The 15,164-nt window shown below is 38.6% G+C and carries 14 protein-coding genes; 6 read left to right on the forward strand and 8 right to left on the reverse strand.

Annotated features, from left to right (window positions below):
- Window positions 1-58: 58 nt before the first annotated feature.
- The 4 genes from AAGR08_RS03415 to AAGR08_RS03430 form a co-directional block, all read right to left on the reverse strand.
- Window positions 59-640: a DUF4755 domain-containing protein gene (locus tag AAGR08_RS03415; protein ID WP_097096284.1), complete on the reverse strand. Its 582-nt coding sequence runs from the start codon at window positions 638-640 to the stop codon at window positions 59-61.
- Window positions 641-946: 306 nt separating this feature from the next.
- A complete protein-coding gene (locus AAGR08_RS03420; RefSeq protein WP_097097658.1) occupies window positions 947-2,071 on the reverse strand; it encodes a relaxase/mobilization nuclease domain-containing protein in 1,125 nt (374 codons plus the stop codon).
- Between the two features lie 10 nt (window positions 2,072-2,081).
- Window positions 2,082-2,474, reverse strand: a complete 393-nt coding sequence (locus AAGR08_RS03425) for a hypothetical protein (RefSeq protein WP_097096285.1) — start codon at window positions 2,472-2,474, stop codon at window positions 2,082-2,084.
- A 406-nt stretch (window positions 2,475-2,880) separates the two neighbouring features.
- Complete coding sequence (locus tag AAGR08_RS03430; protein ID WP_097096286.1) at window positions 2,881-3,801, reverse strand: hypothetical protein; 921 nt, start codon at window positions 3,799-3,801, stop codon at window positions 2,881-2,883.
- Window positions 3,802-4,373: 572 nt separating this feature from the next.
- Here AAGR08_RS03430 and hxsD point away from each other — a divergent pair.
- From hxsD to AAGR08_RS03455, 5 genes are read left to right on the forward strand one after another with little or no spacing between them, the layout of a single operon-like run.
- Entirely contained in the window at window positions 4,374-4,649 is a 276-nt protein-coding gene (hxsD, locus tag AAGR08_RS03435; RefSeq protein WP_097096287.1) for a His-Xaa-Ser system protein HxsD, read from the forward strand.
- The gene (gene hxsB, locus AAGR08_RS03440; RefSeq protein WP_097096288.1) at window positions 4,646-6,040 is read left to right on the forward strand and encodes a His-Xaa-Ser system radical SAM maturase HxsB; all 1,395 of its coding nucleotides are present in this window, start codon (window positions 4,646-4,648) and stop codon (window positions 6,038-6,040) included. Before hxsD ends, hxsB begins: the two co-directional genes overlap by 4 nt.
- On the forward strand, window positions 6,033-7,145 hold the full coding sequence (gene hxsC / locus AAGR08_RS03445; RefSeq protein WP_345828545.1) for a His-Xaa-Ser system radical SAM maturase HxsC: 1,113 nt from the start codon (window positions 6,033-6,035) through the stop codon (window positions 7,143-7,145). The genes hxsB and hxsC overlap by 8 nt, the downstream gene beginning before the upstream one ends.
- Window positions 7,142-7,777 (forward strand): His-Xaa-Ser repeat protein HxsA, encoded by a 636-nt coding sequence (gene hxsA, locus AAGR08_RS03450; protein WP_097096290.1) that lies wholly within the window; start codon window positions 7,142-7,144, stop codon window positions 7,775-7,777. The genes hxsC and hxsA overlap by 4 nt, the downstream gene beginning before the upstream one ends.
- A gap of 19 nt (window positions 7,778-7,796) precedes the next feature.
- Window positions 7,797-9,404: a TIGR04141 family sporadically distributed protein gene (locus AAGR08_RS03455; RefSeq protein ID WP_345828547.1), complete on the forward strand. Its 1,608-nt coding sequence runs from the start codon at window positions 7,797-7,799 to the stop codon at window positions 9,402-9,404.
- Here the strand turns inward: AAGR08_RS03455 and AAGR08_RS03460 are convergent.
- From AAGR08_RS03460 to AAGR08_RS03470, 3 genes are read right to left on the reverse strand one after another with little or no spacing between them, the layout of a single operon-like run.
- Entirely contained in the window at window positions 9,401-10,273 is an 873-nt protein-coding gene (locus AAGR08_RS03460; RefSeq protein ID WP_097096292.1) for a plasmid partitioning protein RepB C-terminal domain-containing protein, read from the reverse strand. The genes AAGR08_RS03455 and AAGR08_RS03460 overlap by 4 nt on opposite strands.
- A gap of 8 nt (window positions 10,274-10,281) precedes the next feature.
- Window positions 10,282-11,154 carry a plasmid partitioning protein RepB C-terminal domain-containing protein gene (locus AAGR08_RS03465; protein WP_097096293.1) on the reverse strand — a complete coding sequence of 291 codons (873 nt, stop codon included), beginning with the start codon at window positions 11,152-11,154 and terminating at the stop codon, window positions 10,282-10,284.
- Window positions 11,155-12,687: a recombinase family protein gene (locus AAGR08_RS03470; protein WP_345828549.1), complete on the reverse strand. Its 1,533-nt coding sequence runs from the start codon at window positions 12,685-12,687 to the stop codon at window positions 11,155-11,157.
- 500 nt (window positions 12,688-13,187) lie between these two features.
- Between AAGR08_RS03470 and AAGR08_RS03475 the strand changes: the two genes are divergently transcribed.
- Complete coding sequence (locus AAGR08_RS03475) at window positions 13,188-13,583, forward strand: hypothetical protein (protein ID WP_097096295.1); 396 nt, start codon at window positions 13,188-13,190, stop codon at window positions 13,581-13,583.
- A 70-nt stretch (window positions 13,584-13,653) separates the two neighbouring features.
- On the opposite strand, the gene AAGR08_RS03480 is transcribed toward AAGR08_RS03475, so the two are convergent.
- Window positions 13,654-15,072, reverse strand: a complete 1,419-nt coding sequence (locus AAGR08_RS03480; RefSeq protein ID WP_141400271.1) for a sugar porter family MFS transporter — start codon at window positions 15,070-15,072, stop codon at window positions 13,654-13,656.
- Window positions 15,073-15,164: the final 92 nt, after the last annotated feature.

The raw sequence follows: 15,164 nt of genomic DNA on the forward strand, positions 1-15,164 counted from the left end.
AAAAAACCAATCATAAGATTGGTTTTTATAATCTATTGATAAGTAATCATTTTTAAATTTATCGATTGATGATTTTATCGAAGATGTGCATCCACCGCTTAAGTTGCAGTTCCGTATCACGGATACCTTCCTGTGAGTTGAAGTCACCTTTTTGAGGAAAGAACATTACCCGCCATTCTGGATACTGAACATCGTCTACTGCGATGTAAAACCCTGATTCTCTGAAGTCATGGGTGCGGTCGAGTTCTCTATCCAAGCCTGTTCTTTGTCTTGTGGTAGACAAGTTGTATCTCCACTCCTTGACCGCAGAGAAGGGATAGGTCTTATGTTTATTCTCTTCCCTGAGATGAATCAGTCCTCTGTGCTGGTCGAGCTTCATTGAAGTAGGGCCAAATTCATGGCTCCACATCCCGTCCTGCTCGCCAAAATGGTCCCTGGTGCTGGCATTCCACTTTTTGATGCGGAATTTTTTATAAGCAAACATCAAAAGCATGATGCTTGCGAAAACCCAAATAATAGCGAGTTGCACTAATCCTCTCATACCCAAGAAGTAGAAGATGACAATTGGCAGAGCGATGGCAATCCATACTCGTTTCATCATTAGGAAATTAGGCTGCTTAACTTCAGTCATTGTTGTCATAAGACCATCCGGTATCGTTTCGTTGTATTCAGATCGCACTGATCCTTCAGTTTATTTTGCTGATAAATCAGTGAGCTATATCGCTTCGTTTGAAGTTACATTACGGCCAGTAATGAGTGTCTAGCAAATCATTTGTACCGATCGATCAGATCTTTTTGATAGTTATAAACTATCATGATATAAAAATTGATCTGTAAAAACGATCGATCGGTTTTTCCTATCAATATGATTATTAATAAGGATATAAAGCGTATTTGACTTAATGTTTAGTTTTAAGCTACTGATAACTAGAAGGTTTAAGAGGCATCAAATAGAAAATCTTTTTTTCCCGGTGGTGCTTTCTTTGATGATTGCGAGTGATTTTTTATCGCCAGTGTTTTGGGTGGGAGTAACGATGTGGAAAGGTTTCATCTTGATTGACGGCTTAAGAATACTCAGACCCGTTGCTTTCAAGGCTTGGATAATCTGTTTCAGGTATGGGACCCATAGTAGCCAGCGAACCTGTTTAGTATTCGTCTCCTCAATATGTGGAATAGCAGGGGAGTGGAACACAGGCTCGTCTTCTATGTCCGTCACTCTTTCCACTGCTACTAACTCCTCTTCAGGCAACTCTGTATCAGCTATCTTCTGAGGCTCGACAGCAGCGGTGAGGATAACCCTCTTACTCAGGCTCGACCATGAGTAGGCTTTACCTAACTGAGATGCTTTGAAGGCGATTCCTGCATACTCAAATGAGAAGCCATTCATTTTACCCGTAGAAGCAATGCTCGCTTTGGCTGTTATCTTTAGCTTGCTGAGTTCATAAACAAAATCTTCAATGGTGATGGTGCCATAGAAACTGAGCACCGCCTCAATTGCTTCCTGGATGATTTTTTTTGGTGCTTTGTTGCCTGTCCTTGCTTCCATCATTTCTTCATTCCTGCCAGTTTTCCTGACTTTGGGTGTTGAAGGAAGAGATAGACCTTTAGTCCGAGTAAGATTATGGTCTCGCTCAAGTTCCTGAATGATACGAGTGCTCTTAAGGTTCTCGTTCCTACCCAAGTAAAACAGGCCATCTGCTAAAACGTTTATGCGAGAAGCAATTATATGTATGTGCTGGCCGGCCTCATCATCGTGTAGGACATAACAACGAAGATGAGTGTCACAGAAGCCCATTCGCTTCATGTAGTCGTCAGCAACAAGCTTCCACTGCTCATTACTGATTGATTCTCCTATAGGAAGGCGAAGGGAGTTGTGCCAGACAGGTTTCTGCACATCTGGGCGGAGCTTATGTGTTCGCATGAACTCAACAGTCAGCTCAACGACAGATAAGCCAATCATGTTACCGCCGATTATCATGGGATCTGTCTTGTGATGAGGTGCTGGGGCAAGTACATATGAGACGACACCTTTGAAGCTCTTACCCCTGCGGATTTTCTGCATTCCTTTCACGAGCAGAGCATCACTTATCGAGTGAGAGCAGGGCATTTCTCACATGAGACAGCTTTAGCTTGAGAGTATCTACCTCATTACTCAAAGGCTGAGCATCAGTTCCGCGACGAATGAGATATGAACCGAGGTCATTCAATTTTTGCAGAGAAGCCGTCAGTTGATGCCAGGCTTCTTTGTTTACCTCTGGAACTGAGGGAGGCAATTGTTTGAGAGCTGAAGATCTCAGCCAACAGCTCCTGCTTAGCTGTCCTCTGGACTGGTTTACTTGACTCAGCTCAACTTCATTTAATCTTACAGTTACTGAGTAACTGCGACGACGATTGGGTGGTAGCTTCTTTGCGATAGGAACATTGGTAAACGAAGAAGGAAACTCATCATCGAAAATAATATTTAATTTTTCCATATCAACTCCTTTTGATATTTAGGCTTAATAGCAAACCCATATGCTATATATAATAAATACCATAAAGAACAATGGTGTCAATGGTTTGGCATTTGATTGCGGGGTGGCTTTGATCTTTCTTTTTCAACCGAAGGGCGGAAAAAGCAAGGCAACTGAGCATCGCTCAGTTAGCCCTTGCTTTTTCACAATATTATTCTCTTCAAATCTTGACAAAATTATTTATTATTATATTGATATTAGATGTTATTTAATTAATTCGGAGGTTTAATGATAATTTTTACATTGATAGTGGTCCTTATAAATATAATTGTTACTTTTTTTTCGCCTGAATATATACGTGGCATGGTAATGATGGACATAACAGCTGTTATAATAATAGTTGCTTATATGTGTTCAAGGGTTATGCCTAACGATGAATAACCACATAAATGAAAGGAGATGCTGATAGCAAAATCGCAATGGTTACAAGTGAAACAATAATTGATTTTTTTGAAGGGGGGACGTATAGAATCGACAGAATATTGTTTACTTTTCCGTATTTATTCGAATGTGAGGTAATGGACTCGCCACTTATACTCTTGTTTTTTTTATTAGATAGAGATACGGATATTTTTTCATGTAAAACCATACCATCTTTTGAATGCTCAATTGCATAATCAAAGGATAAATTATCGAGTTCGTTTTTTGGGAAAGAATCTAGTGCAATGATGGGTGTTACAGGGTTACCTTCCAACATGATGGGAGAAATTACTGTTTTTTTTTCTAATAAGCCAGCAGTAGTTTGATCAATAATTTTAATTGGTATATTCCTTTGGTTATCTTCATTCTTTATATCTTTTTTCTTTCGTGATTCTGCGTCTTCTTTTGTCCATTCAGTGATGAACTCACTAAACGTGATAATGGTTTTGCCAATAGTGCAAATTAATATAGATATCTTTGAGTAAAATAATAGAGGATCGACCAATACTTCGGTTATATTTTTGGTTTTATCATAAAGGGAAGTGTCGAATAAAAAAAGATATAAGGCATATGCAGATGTAGAAAATAAAACACAATCATTTAGAGATTTTATAGATTTTCCTCGATAAAGAAATAAAGCTGTTATAAATAGTCCACCCGAAAATGCAGGGAGAATGCTTATGTAATCTGGTAAATTTTTGAAGCTTTCAGATAAAGAAATGAATTTAGGATTCTTGATCATCATTTCACCAAATAACCAACCACCTGATAGTATTAAAAACAGTAAAATCAAGTCGTATGGTAATCTTGGTTTAATTTCGTTTTTGGAGGGTTCGATAGATGTGGCAGTATTTTTTTCTTTACTCATGCTATTTTTCTCTCGACAAGATTGTAATCTAATACGCAATCATTAATTAACTTAATGTAATAAAACGATTAAATCAACATGTTTATTAAAAATTAGCAAAAAAACTAAGAGTAATATTATTTCTTTGAAATTAAAGGTTTTTTTATTTTTCTGGTTGATTTTCAGTTGGATAAGACGTTATCTCTTTCTATTTTTAAGGTTGAAAAGTGATTGTAAAATGAACTTCTAACACTGCTTACGATTATTCACTCAGAAGTTACATTAATTAGTAGGTTGCCTAGCAAAAATAAAACTTAATAAAAAAAACCAATAAAAACAACTGGTTGTATTTTTCTCGGTTGAGCTTCACATCCTGAAAAAAATTAAATCATGTAAAAATAATGCACAGTAATTTATAAAAAATATTTACATTTTAATTTTAATGGTTAAGATAAATTAAGAAATATCCTACTAAAAAATAAAAGTTAACATAAATCAATCGGTTATTATCTTATTTCTAAGCTTGCTGTGTGGTTTTTTCACTATAGCGAAAGAAAATTCTGTATTTTGCATTTTACTTTATTGGTGATGATGTGATTGAAAAAAATATAGATAAAACAGTGCATTCTGAGTGGGTGGTGAGGAGTAGTCTCTATTGGATGAGCACTGTCACCCGCTGGAAGCTGGATGAAGACAATGAGTACTGGCTCGTCTCGTTCGATGACTGGAATGACGGGGTTGAGTTCGAGTTTGAGCGACTTCTGAATGATTACAAACTTAGAGAGAAGCTTCAGGCACAAACCGGCCAAGTCAGGTCTTCTATCATCGATAATGTTCTGAGGAGTATTGATTCGAGACTCTCTCAATGAACACTATGCCATTCAACTTTGACCGCCTGAGCAATGGCAAAGTCTTCATCAGCAACCTTGCTGGCTTTCACAGCTTCGTTAATAACGAAGAACTGAGCTTACTTGCCGATAACAGCTTTCCTCCAGAGCAAACCACCTCCCGACTACTTGAAAGCCGATTGTTCATTGCTGACGATGCAACTCAGGCAGTTTCAAAAGCTTCTCTGAGTTCAGCCTTTGCCAAACGACTGATGAATGAACTGGCCGTCCGTCCAATCTTCATGATAGTGCCGACTCTCAGGTGCGATCACACTTGCAAGTATTGCCAGGTCAGCAGAGCATCGGTCACCGCTGATGGTTACGATCTGAATCCAAAACTGATACCACAAATCGTAAGCACCATTAAGAAGCTGGGCATCCCACCTTACAAGATTGAAGTGCAGGGCGGAGAACCGCTTCTCAGGTTCGATCTCGTCCAGTCAATTTATGATGAGTGTGTGAGTTCGTTAGGTAGTGATGCTTTCGAAATGGTTATTGCTACCAGTCTCTCAATACTGGATGAAGGCATTCTCTCATGGGTGAAAGAACGGAATATCACCTTCTCCGCTTCTCTTGATGGTAATGAAGCTGTCCACAATAAAAACCGTATCCTTACCGATTATCAGGCTCACAACAAAGCCGTCACGGGCATTAGAAAAATCACAGAAGAGCTGGGAGCAAACCGGGTAGCTACGGTAACCACAGTTACTAAGGAGCTGACAAAAGAGCCAGCTTCCATAGTGGATGCTCATCTGTCTCTTGGCATCACTGACATGTTTATCCGGCCTGTAAGTCCCTACGGGTTTGCTCAGAAGCAGAGCTTTGCTTTTTCAATGCCTGAATATTTTGAGTTTTATAAAAAGTTAATGCAGGAAGTGTTGCTTCAGAACCAGAAGGGCATACCTGTCGTTGAGCATTCGGCTTCAATCCATCTAAAGCGGATTTTCAATCCGGGTTTCAGTGGTTATGCAGATCTGAAATCACCAAGCGGAGTAGTGCTGAACTGCATCCTGTTCAACTATGACGGTAAGGTCTACGGTAGTGACGAAAGCCGTATGCTCCAGAAAGTAAATCCCGAAGCAGATTTCAGTGCCGGAGAGTTTGCCTCACTCTCATTCAGTAGCAACGAATACTACCGTTCCGCTCTCTCATCATCATTCAACTTCGCCATGCCAGGTTGTGACACCTGCGCTTATCAGCCTTTCTGTGGAGCAGATCCTTGCCAGAACATCAGTGTTCATGGGGAGCCTGTTGGAGATAAGAGTCGATCAACCTTCTGCCAGTATCACAAGGGGATGTTCCGCTTCCTCCTGAATGAAATCTCTCAGGATGGACCAATGGCTGAGATGCTCAAAAGGTGGGCTTATGTCTGAGGTGCTGAGAAACGATATTTTCCGGTTTTCATCAGATTTACCCGTTCAGCAAGGCTTCTATTGCCTGTGTAAAACCAAGCCCGAGAATCCTCAATTCTATCTGCCAAATTTGCTTGTCACTTCAACACAACTCGATTCCAGACTGCCTGCATATTTTGCAGACTCGATTGTGAGCCAGGAACTTTTCGATTCCATTGAAAATGGTGACATTGGGATTGTGAACAACGGAAACATGCTCCGGGTGATACTGTCCCGTAGAGCAAACCACAACACTGTCCTTGTCACTGAAAGGTGCAACAACAGTTGCCTGTTTTGTTCTCAGCCTCCTAAAGCTGGAAACGATGACTGGCTTCTTAACAAGTCAGCTCTGGCTATAGCTTCCTTTTCTCTGAATGGAGTAGTGGGAGTGAGCGGGGGAGAGCCTTTGCTCTATGGCGAAGACTTCCTGCATTTTCTGGACTTCATAATCGAAAATTCCCCTGACACAGCACTGCATGTTCTTACCAACGGACGGAAATTTGCGGATGTCAGCTTTACCCAGCAGATGAAAGAAAGAAGCGAGAAGATCAAAATCACGTTTGGGATACCGCTTTATTCCTCAAGAGCATCAGTGCACGACTACCTTGTCGGAAGCGAGGGAGCATTTGATGAAACAGTCAGGGGAATGATCAATGCCGGTAACTCAGGGATCAACATAGAACTGAGAGTCATCCCTACTCAGGCGAACTTCAAAGAGCTTGATGACATAGTAGAGTTTGCTGGTCGTGTGTTCTCGAACATTAACCAGATCTCCCTGATGGGACTTGAGTCGATTGGATGGGCCCGTAAAAACTGGTCATCAATCTTTATAGAGCACGACAACTACAGCGAACAAATCCTTTCGGCTGTAGACACTGCACACAGGTCAGGTATCCCTCTTACCATCTTCAATTATCCACTGTGTCACCTTCCTGAAAGGGCATGGGATTTTGCTACACAGTCCATCTCAGACTGGAAAAATTACTATCCCAAAGAATGTGATGAATGCACTCAGAAGTCTTCCTGTACTGGTTATTTCAGTTCGTCAAAAGGCCGTTTTCATCAACCTCCGAGACCAATAATATGAAAAAGTTTAATTTCGCGGCTCTGCTTCCTGGATTTTTGGCTCTTAATAACTCTGTATGGGCAAGTGATTCATCTACTGGTGCCAGTGATTTACCTGGCATGACCCTGAACGAACATGATTTGGTGATAGCCCCGCTCAACACCGAAGTGCCGTTCTACATTGCAGGACACAGAAGTCACAGTTCTCACCGTAGCCACAGCTCACACCGTTCCTCATCAGGCGGTGGTTACTATGGCGGAAGCACTCCTTACTATCCCAAAACATACAGCTCGCCAAGCACTTCAGACTCATCCAGTTCAGGAACTCGTTCGTCGTCCTCCTCCTCCTCAGTCCGTTCGCTTCGTTCTAATGACACGGATAGCTCAACTACAACAAGCTCAGCAGGAACCACAGGTGCCAACCGTGCAAGTAGTGGGCTGACTGCTGATACAGAAAAACGTAAGCGGTTAATCATGAGAGTGCAGTTCGCCTTGCTCGATAAAGGTTTTTACAACGGTAATATTGACGGGAGCATGGGGCCAGCCACAAGGACAGCAATTAAGAATTATAGGGTTGCGAATGGATTGCCTACTCCAGTAAGAGAAACATTAGACACTCAGCTATTGAACTCCTTAAATATACTGGCCCGATAAGACATTGGGAGTAAATATAATGAAGATAAAACTTTCAATTTATAAAACAAAAAAAATTAATGATGACATTGATCAGGTTTTGAATTTGGAAAAAGTCCAAAAACCTATTGAATTTGAAATGGATGATGCAAGAGCATACCTCTTTGCAAAGCAAATTTCTGACCCAGTGCTACCTGAATGGACTACTTTATTTACAAGCCAAAAGGCAGACATAAAGCCCGATTTTTTTGGTATGAATAGTAGCACTGGAGCAGTACTGGTGGTTGAGGTTGATAACTCAAGGTATCTTATTCCGTTTGGAACTGGTCATCACTTAATTAATGATAGTTGCATTGTCAAAGGTTTTGGACTGAAAACAACCCTTAAATGTATTGAACATAAAAAAATCCGTAGCCTGGATAAAGGTAGTCATAACGAAACCAATCTTTTAACCCGTAGTCAGAGTAGTAAAGAAGTCGATATATATAATCTTAAAATAGATTCTGAGATGGATATTCTCACGACCCTCACGGGCACTTCCACTGAAGATGTTTTAGGAAATAAAATAACTGGAAAAGATGCTTTTGTAATTATGCCTGATATTGAATTGAAAGCTATTCCCGAATTGTTATCTAAAATAAATTCTATTTATCTTTTACCACTTCCTGAAGAATTCGAGTGGGTTAATAATATTAAAGAAGCCGACGAAGAAGAAATTGAAATATTGGATCTCATTTTAATTGAGAAAATAAAATCAAGAGAATTTGATGATGTATGGATTGGAGAGCCTGAAATAGTTGACTGGGAAAATCAAATAGGTTATTGCTTCGAGAAGAGACAACGATTTGTACATGAAAACTTGTCAGTAGAACAAGTTTGTGATTTTTTCGACAGTAAAAATACAGAGATAACTATTGACGATCTTAAAAAAAATTGCCTGCATGTTTTGAATGCCGATTTTGAATCCATAAAAAAATGGTCCCTATATAGATGCTTTTATGCTGAGATAAAAGAGGGCGACCAGAACTATATTTTAAGAGACTCGATATGGTATGTTGCCGATAGAAAATTCGTAACAACCATTGATGATGAGATGAAAAAGATTCTACATTATGAGGAGTCTGATAAGTTTCCGGTATACTCTTATAAAAGAGAAGAAGATTACAATAAAAATGTTTGTCTTGGTGACACATCATTTACACATATGGATCAAAAATTTATTCATCATGGTGGAGGAAAAAGTAAAATTGAATTTTGCGACCTTATAAAAGATGCATCAGATTTTATTCATGTGAAATATTATAGTGGTTCACAAAGTATGAGCCACCTTTTCTCACAAGGATTTGTCGGTTCTGAACTTTTTATAAGCGATTCAGAGTTCCGTGGGAAACTTAATGAGAAGCTTCCTGACCATATAAAATTAGCTGATCATGTAAAGCGACCTGATGCCAAAAATTATAAACTAGTTTTCGCCATAGCTACGAACAAAAAACTGCCTGAAGATTTGCCTTTGTTTTCAAAAATCAATTTAAAAAACTTTCACAAGAGTATTAGAAATTTTGGTTACGAAGTCAGGATCTGCAAAATAGATGTAGATCCTAATATTTACAAAAGGAAATTATGTAAGCCACAAAAAAACAAGCTTTAAGTTAGTTTGTTAATGTCGGAGATTTCTGTCAGCTCATTCAAGTAATCGCTTTTATTTCTCAGAAGCCAATGAAAAACTTTTGGGTTCTCAAGCAGTTTCTTAATATGAGATATGATAATCGTGAGCTTTAAACTATTCGAGCCGTAGGTTTCTTTGATTTTTTGAGTGTCAAAATGAACTTGAGCCATTTCTTTCTCAAGTCGTTCTATCGCTTTCCTGTTCGCAAGTTTTGAGTCTGATTTCTTTTTTGGGAGCTGTATAAGGTATTCAGGAGAGGAACTGTGATATAGCGATTCTGAAAATAGGGTTGAATAATTTTCAAACTTTACCATCAGGTTCGCACATTCTATCTGTCTTAAAGGAACCATTTTTTTTAATGTTCTAAAAGTATTAACTGGGATATCTTTATCGTTAAACAAATCTATCACTTCCGGGCAGATCCCCTTTAAAACTGACAGGTTAGATTTCAGAGACTCAATACTTATATTTAATGCGGTGCAAAGCATTTCAACAGGAACTCCTACTCTTACTGCTTCTTTTAGCATTCGTTGAATCTGTATAATTGTTATCCGGTTGACTTTTTTATTTGGTGTGTAAGTATCGTATGTGGTCGAAATAAGACAGTTAACTTTATCTTCGCCTAAGTCTTTAAGGGCCTCAACCCTAAGGTGACCATCGAGAATCTTCACAGAGTTGTCTGTTTGATCAATGAAGACAAGTATTGGTTCTACTAAGCCGATGGCTAATATAGTGCTTTTTATTTGTGTGAATTTCTTACTTATTTGAAAATTTACAGGTAGCTTTTTTGTGTAAGTTAGGTCGGTAAGTTTGAAACTAACTGATTTATCATTGAAACAGTATTTTATCATGTTACACCTCAATTAGTGGTATTTTTAACTATAACTTTGACTACATCTTGTAAACTCTCTTCGTCTACTATTTTAGAAAAATTCTCATTGCTGGTAAGTTCTTTGAAAATCTGACTTGTAACCAGTAATTTAATCTCTACATATTCAGCTTTATTTTTAATTTTTTTATGTTGAGAGATATTGTCCTGATAAAGTTGCTGCAATTCATCAGTAGTCATCTTCTTCTTTTTCTTAGCAACTCCAAAATTATTATTAATGAAACCTTTAAGACCTTCATCACGCGAGTCGAGAATTTCGCGAATTTTACCAACATCTTTATGCTTTATCAGACCTTCGTCAAAAGCTTTTAGCAATAGTTCTTGACCACCCTCGAAGTCCACTCTTGCAATCTCTACCGCAAAAGATATAGGTATGCATCCTGATTCAACAGCCGATAAAAGTTTGTTTTCACCTTTATTAATAAGCATGGTTAAGCTTGTAATCCAGTGTAAAGATAGGCCGGTAGAGCTTGATATCTCCTTATTAGTTAAACCTTGTTCAGCCATTTCTTTTATTCGTTGAAACTGTTCCCCTGCTCTAGGAATTACTCGGGCCATGTTTTCGACCAAACTCATGATGTAAGCCTGGTTTTCGTCTATATCCAATATAAAAGCGGGAATTAACTCCTCACCCAATGCAGTCAACGATTCAAGTCGGCCCTGACCGCAAATAAGTGCGAAGTCGTATTTTTTATCAACGATCCTTCGAATCGTTATTGGTTTCCTTAGCCCGCTTGCATCAATGCTTTCAGTTATTTCTGCATGACGAAATTTGTTCCTCGACCGAGGGATCACCACCTTAATAGAAGATATTTTAACCATGTGAACATTTTGATCTTGCATTTATATTACATCCTTATTATCAGTTGATAGCATATTAAAGAATGGTTTGATATCATCAAAACGATACATTTCGAACAAAAGGTTATTGTTATCTTTGAGTTTTAATTCATTTTCAAAAAAATCTAATGACGGTAATATGTAGTAATCAACAGGCTCTGTGTTGAGACTGTTCATTCTTGCAATGATACTAATTTCTGGATTTAGACTTCTGTCCAATCGCACTATCCATCTATGCTTGTTTAAACCTACTTTTTTACATCGTGAAAGCACTATGGAGAAGCTTAAAGATTTATTAATTGAAACCAGTTTATTTTCAAGTATGTTCACTTCACTACTTAGAATTTCATTTTGTATTTTGTTAACAATATCACCGTGTTTTTTTCGTAGGTAAGAGTTTATCTCTAAGTATTGATAATCTCGATCAGGGGTGTAATCTATTAATTTATATGCATTAAGAAGACCTCCAAAGCGGTTTGCAATTACACTGCTTGATGGACTACCATCCTCCTCATCTATAATAAAGCCTGATATTTTTCCATGCTTGGAAAGAATTTTTCTCAAACAATCAAGGATTTTTTCATTGCTCATTTTTATAGAACGATTATCAATTATTTCCTTAGCTAATTTAAATTTTTCTTCTGAAATGATTGGTTTGAAAAAGGAACTATACTCAATCCATTCATCTTCAGGGTTGCTAACCTTTTTTGTCTTTAACTTTTGTGACGTTCGGTTGTATGTGTATTTGCCTGTATATCTGCTATTGATAAGAACGGAGTGAATTCGACCTCTTGTCCATTCTGTTTTATCGCTGAATCTATACCCCTCCTGATTAAGTCGTGAAGCGATAAGATACTCATTTAATCCGTCAAAAATGAACATATTAAAAATCTTTTTTATCAGCTCAATTTCTTTTTTTGTTCCAGGAGTGAGAACTATTCTGTCTGTTTGAAGGCTCTTTCTCTCGCCATGAGCGAGTATCATCTTTGGTTTATTATTATTATCAAGTAACTTTCTTTTAAGCCCATATCCGGGTTTTCCTCCTTGATAGTATCCTCTTTTCACCAGGTTAACATGTCCTGCAAATACCTTTATTGAAAGGTTTTTACTTAAGGCTCCCGCTGCGTACATAAGTGAAGAAAGTATGAATGTTTCAGTTTCACTATTTTCCGGGAGGTTTTCGGCACAATAGATGACATTCACATTATTCATTTTAAGGAGATATTTATAGTAAATGCCTTCTTGGGGATCCTTGAATCGACCAAAACGACTTACATCGTATACAAGGACTGCATCGATATTAATAACCTTTGTCAGAACATCATTAACAAGTTTATTAAAGTCATGCCTTCCAGTAGTAGTTACACCACTCTTACCTGCATCGTCATAGGTATGTATGATTTCCATATTGTGCGTATCAGCATACTTTTTGATGAATTGGGCTTGATTATCCAGCGAAAACTCTTGGAGGTTTGTAGACATCCGTAGATACTGGGCAACCTTAAGCTTATGAATGTAATCAGTTTTATCAGTCATTTAAGTTCCTTGATGGAACAGCAAAAAAACTATTGGTTAAAAATTGATCAATTTTCTATCGGTTGCAACTCTTTTTTTCTCCTCGCCAGGTATATGTGAATGGTCCATCTAATAGCTTCTCTTTGAGTGTAAGTGCTTGAGTGGAAGGGAGTCAGGATAGTATGAAACAAGATGAATTTATAGAAATCCATCTTTTAAGCATGAATCACTAATTTGAGATTTTAAGATTAGAGTCACATTATGAAAGAGTTAATAAAAAAGGTTTTCTGAAAACATGCTTGATTAATATTAAGTATAGAAATCAATAAGACCAATTGATGAATTAAAATTGGATACCTCACTTTCTTCTTAGGAGAAGTATCTATGAATATAAAGTAAAATGCTACTTTATAAATTCTTAAACCTCGTTCTTCTTAGCCTTTAATAAATGTGGCGAGTTTGACTTTATTTTAAAATCAGATAAAAAATTATATAGCATTAAATCAAAGAGAGGGATTGAAATGGATAAGACAGAAGTCACAGATGATGATATAAAAGAGGTAGTGGTTAGGCTTGGAGAGACTACATCACAATTATTAAGTGAAAGGGGGGTAAGTGACAATTTCTTAGACTTTCCAAGTGGAAATATAGTGATTGAGTTATTTTTGAAACATTTTGAACTTAGCTTTGCTGAAAAAGCACTATTCATAATAAATAACTTCGATTTATCAATTTATTATACCGGAAAAAATGGCGAGATTGAGCATTGGATCGTAGAAGAATTGCTTGATTCTAATTTTGATAACACCCTTGAGGATATGTTGGTTAGGAGAAGAGTTAAGGAAGAAAAGAATAAGGTAAGTAGTATATTGAATCCTGAAAATGGTGAGTGTGATGATTGTAGAAAAAGACTATAAATTTTCAAAAATTATATTTTGGAAAAGATAAAAGCCAGCAATGAATGACTGGCTTTTATTAGGTTTAAACTTACTGTCCCAGATCGCGAAGCTTCTTACCAGACATCAGATTTTTTTCAATGTGCTCAAGAGTAACCCCTTTAGTTTCAGGGACGAGCAGAAAAGTTATCACGATGAAGACCAGATTGAACCCTGTATAGAGCCAGAATGTCCCTGCCGGACCTATGCTACCCAGAAGTGAAAGGAAGGTCGCACCGATAATCATGTTTGCAACCCAGTTCATCGTGGTTGAACAGGTAATCCCAAAGTCCCGGCATTTCAGGGGTTGTATCTCAGAACACAGTATCCAGACCACAGGAGCCGCGCTCATAGCATAACCACCGATGCATAACATCGTCATACCCACTGACACCCATGACAGACCCGTACTGATTTCTCCCTGACCCGCTTTCATCAGACAGTATCCCAAAACCATTGTGGCGAAGGCCATTACACTAAATCCTATCTTCAGGATTGGCTTCCTTCCTGTTTTATCAACGGTGAAAACTGCAATGAAGGTGGCGAACATGAAGGTCAGACCCACGACAATGGTCGCAATCATTTGCTCTTGAGTGCTCTGGAAGCCAGCCATTTTAAAAATCTGAGGGGCGTAATACATGATAATGTTCATACCCGTAAACTGTTGCATACCCTGTAGCAACATACCGAGATAAACGGCTCGTCTCACATTGCTGTTCTTCCTGAAAAGTGCAAACCCTCCCTGCTTCATACGGAGGCTTTCCCTTATCTCATTCAGCTCCTGTCGTGCTTTCTCAGATGTGTCTCTGAGCATTCTGAGTACTTCTTCCGCTTCTACATGCAAGCCTTTAGAAGCCAGCCAGCGGGGACTGTTAGGCAGGAATATCACCATAACGAAAAGAATAACCGCTGGTATAGCGAGAACTCCAAGCATTGCTCGCCAGTTGCCACTGTAACTGAATGCAGTATCCGACAGGAAAGCTACGACAATTCCAAAAGTGATCATGAGCTGATAAAGACTGATCATTTTTCCGCGAACATTCTCTGTTGCCATCTCTGACAGGTAGAGTGGGGCTGTATAGGAAGCAATGCCAACGGCCAGCCCGAGCAGAACCCTGAATGTAAGAAGAACTTCGACACTGTTTGCGAATGCAGAACCAAGTGATCCCACAATGAAGAGGATGGCTCCAGCCATAAGGCTGTATTTTCTTCCCAGACGATGCGAAACCCAGCCGTTGCAAATTGCTCCAATCGCGGCTCCCAGCATCATACTGCTGACAACCCATTCCTGTTCATGACTGGTTAACTGAAAATGTTTTGTGATGAAAGGCAGGGCACCTGAGATTACCCCTATATCCAGTCCAAAAAGAAGCCCTGCGAGAGCAGCAGAAATGGATACAAAGAGATTCATTCTTCTGACTTTTGATTGATGGTCACTATCGTAGGTGACTGTCTGATTTACATGAGACATCATTAAGCTCCGCTCATACAGCATGTAATAGTGCTCAAGCTTACTCAGGGGTTTCAGGCAGGATTAGGGCAACTGTCTCTCAAGATATGGAC

This window comes from Pantoea sp. BRR-3P (genome assembly GCF_039621635.1).
GTDB classification, from domain to species: domain Bacteria; phylum Pseudomonadota; class Gammaproteobacteria; order Enterobacterales; family Enterobacteriaceae; genus Pantoea; species Pantoea floridensis.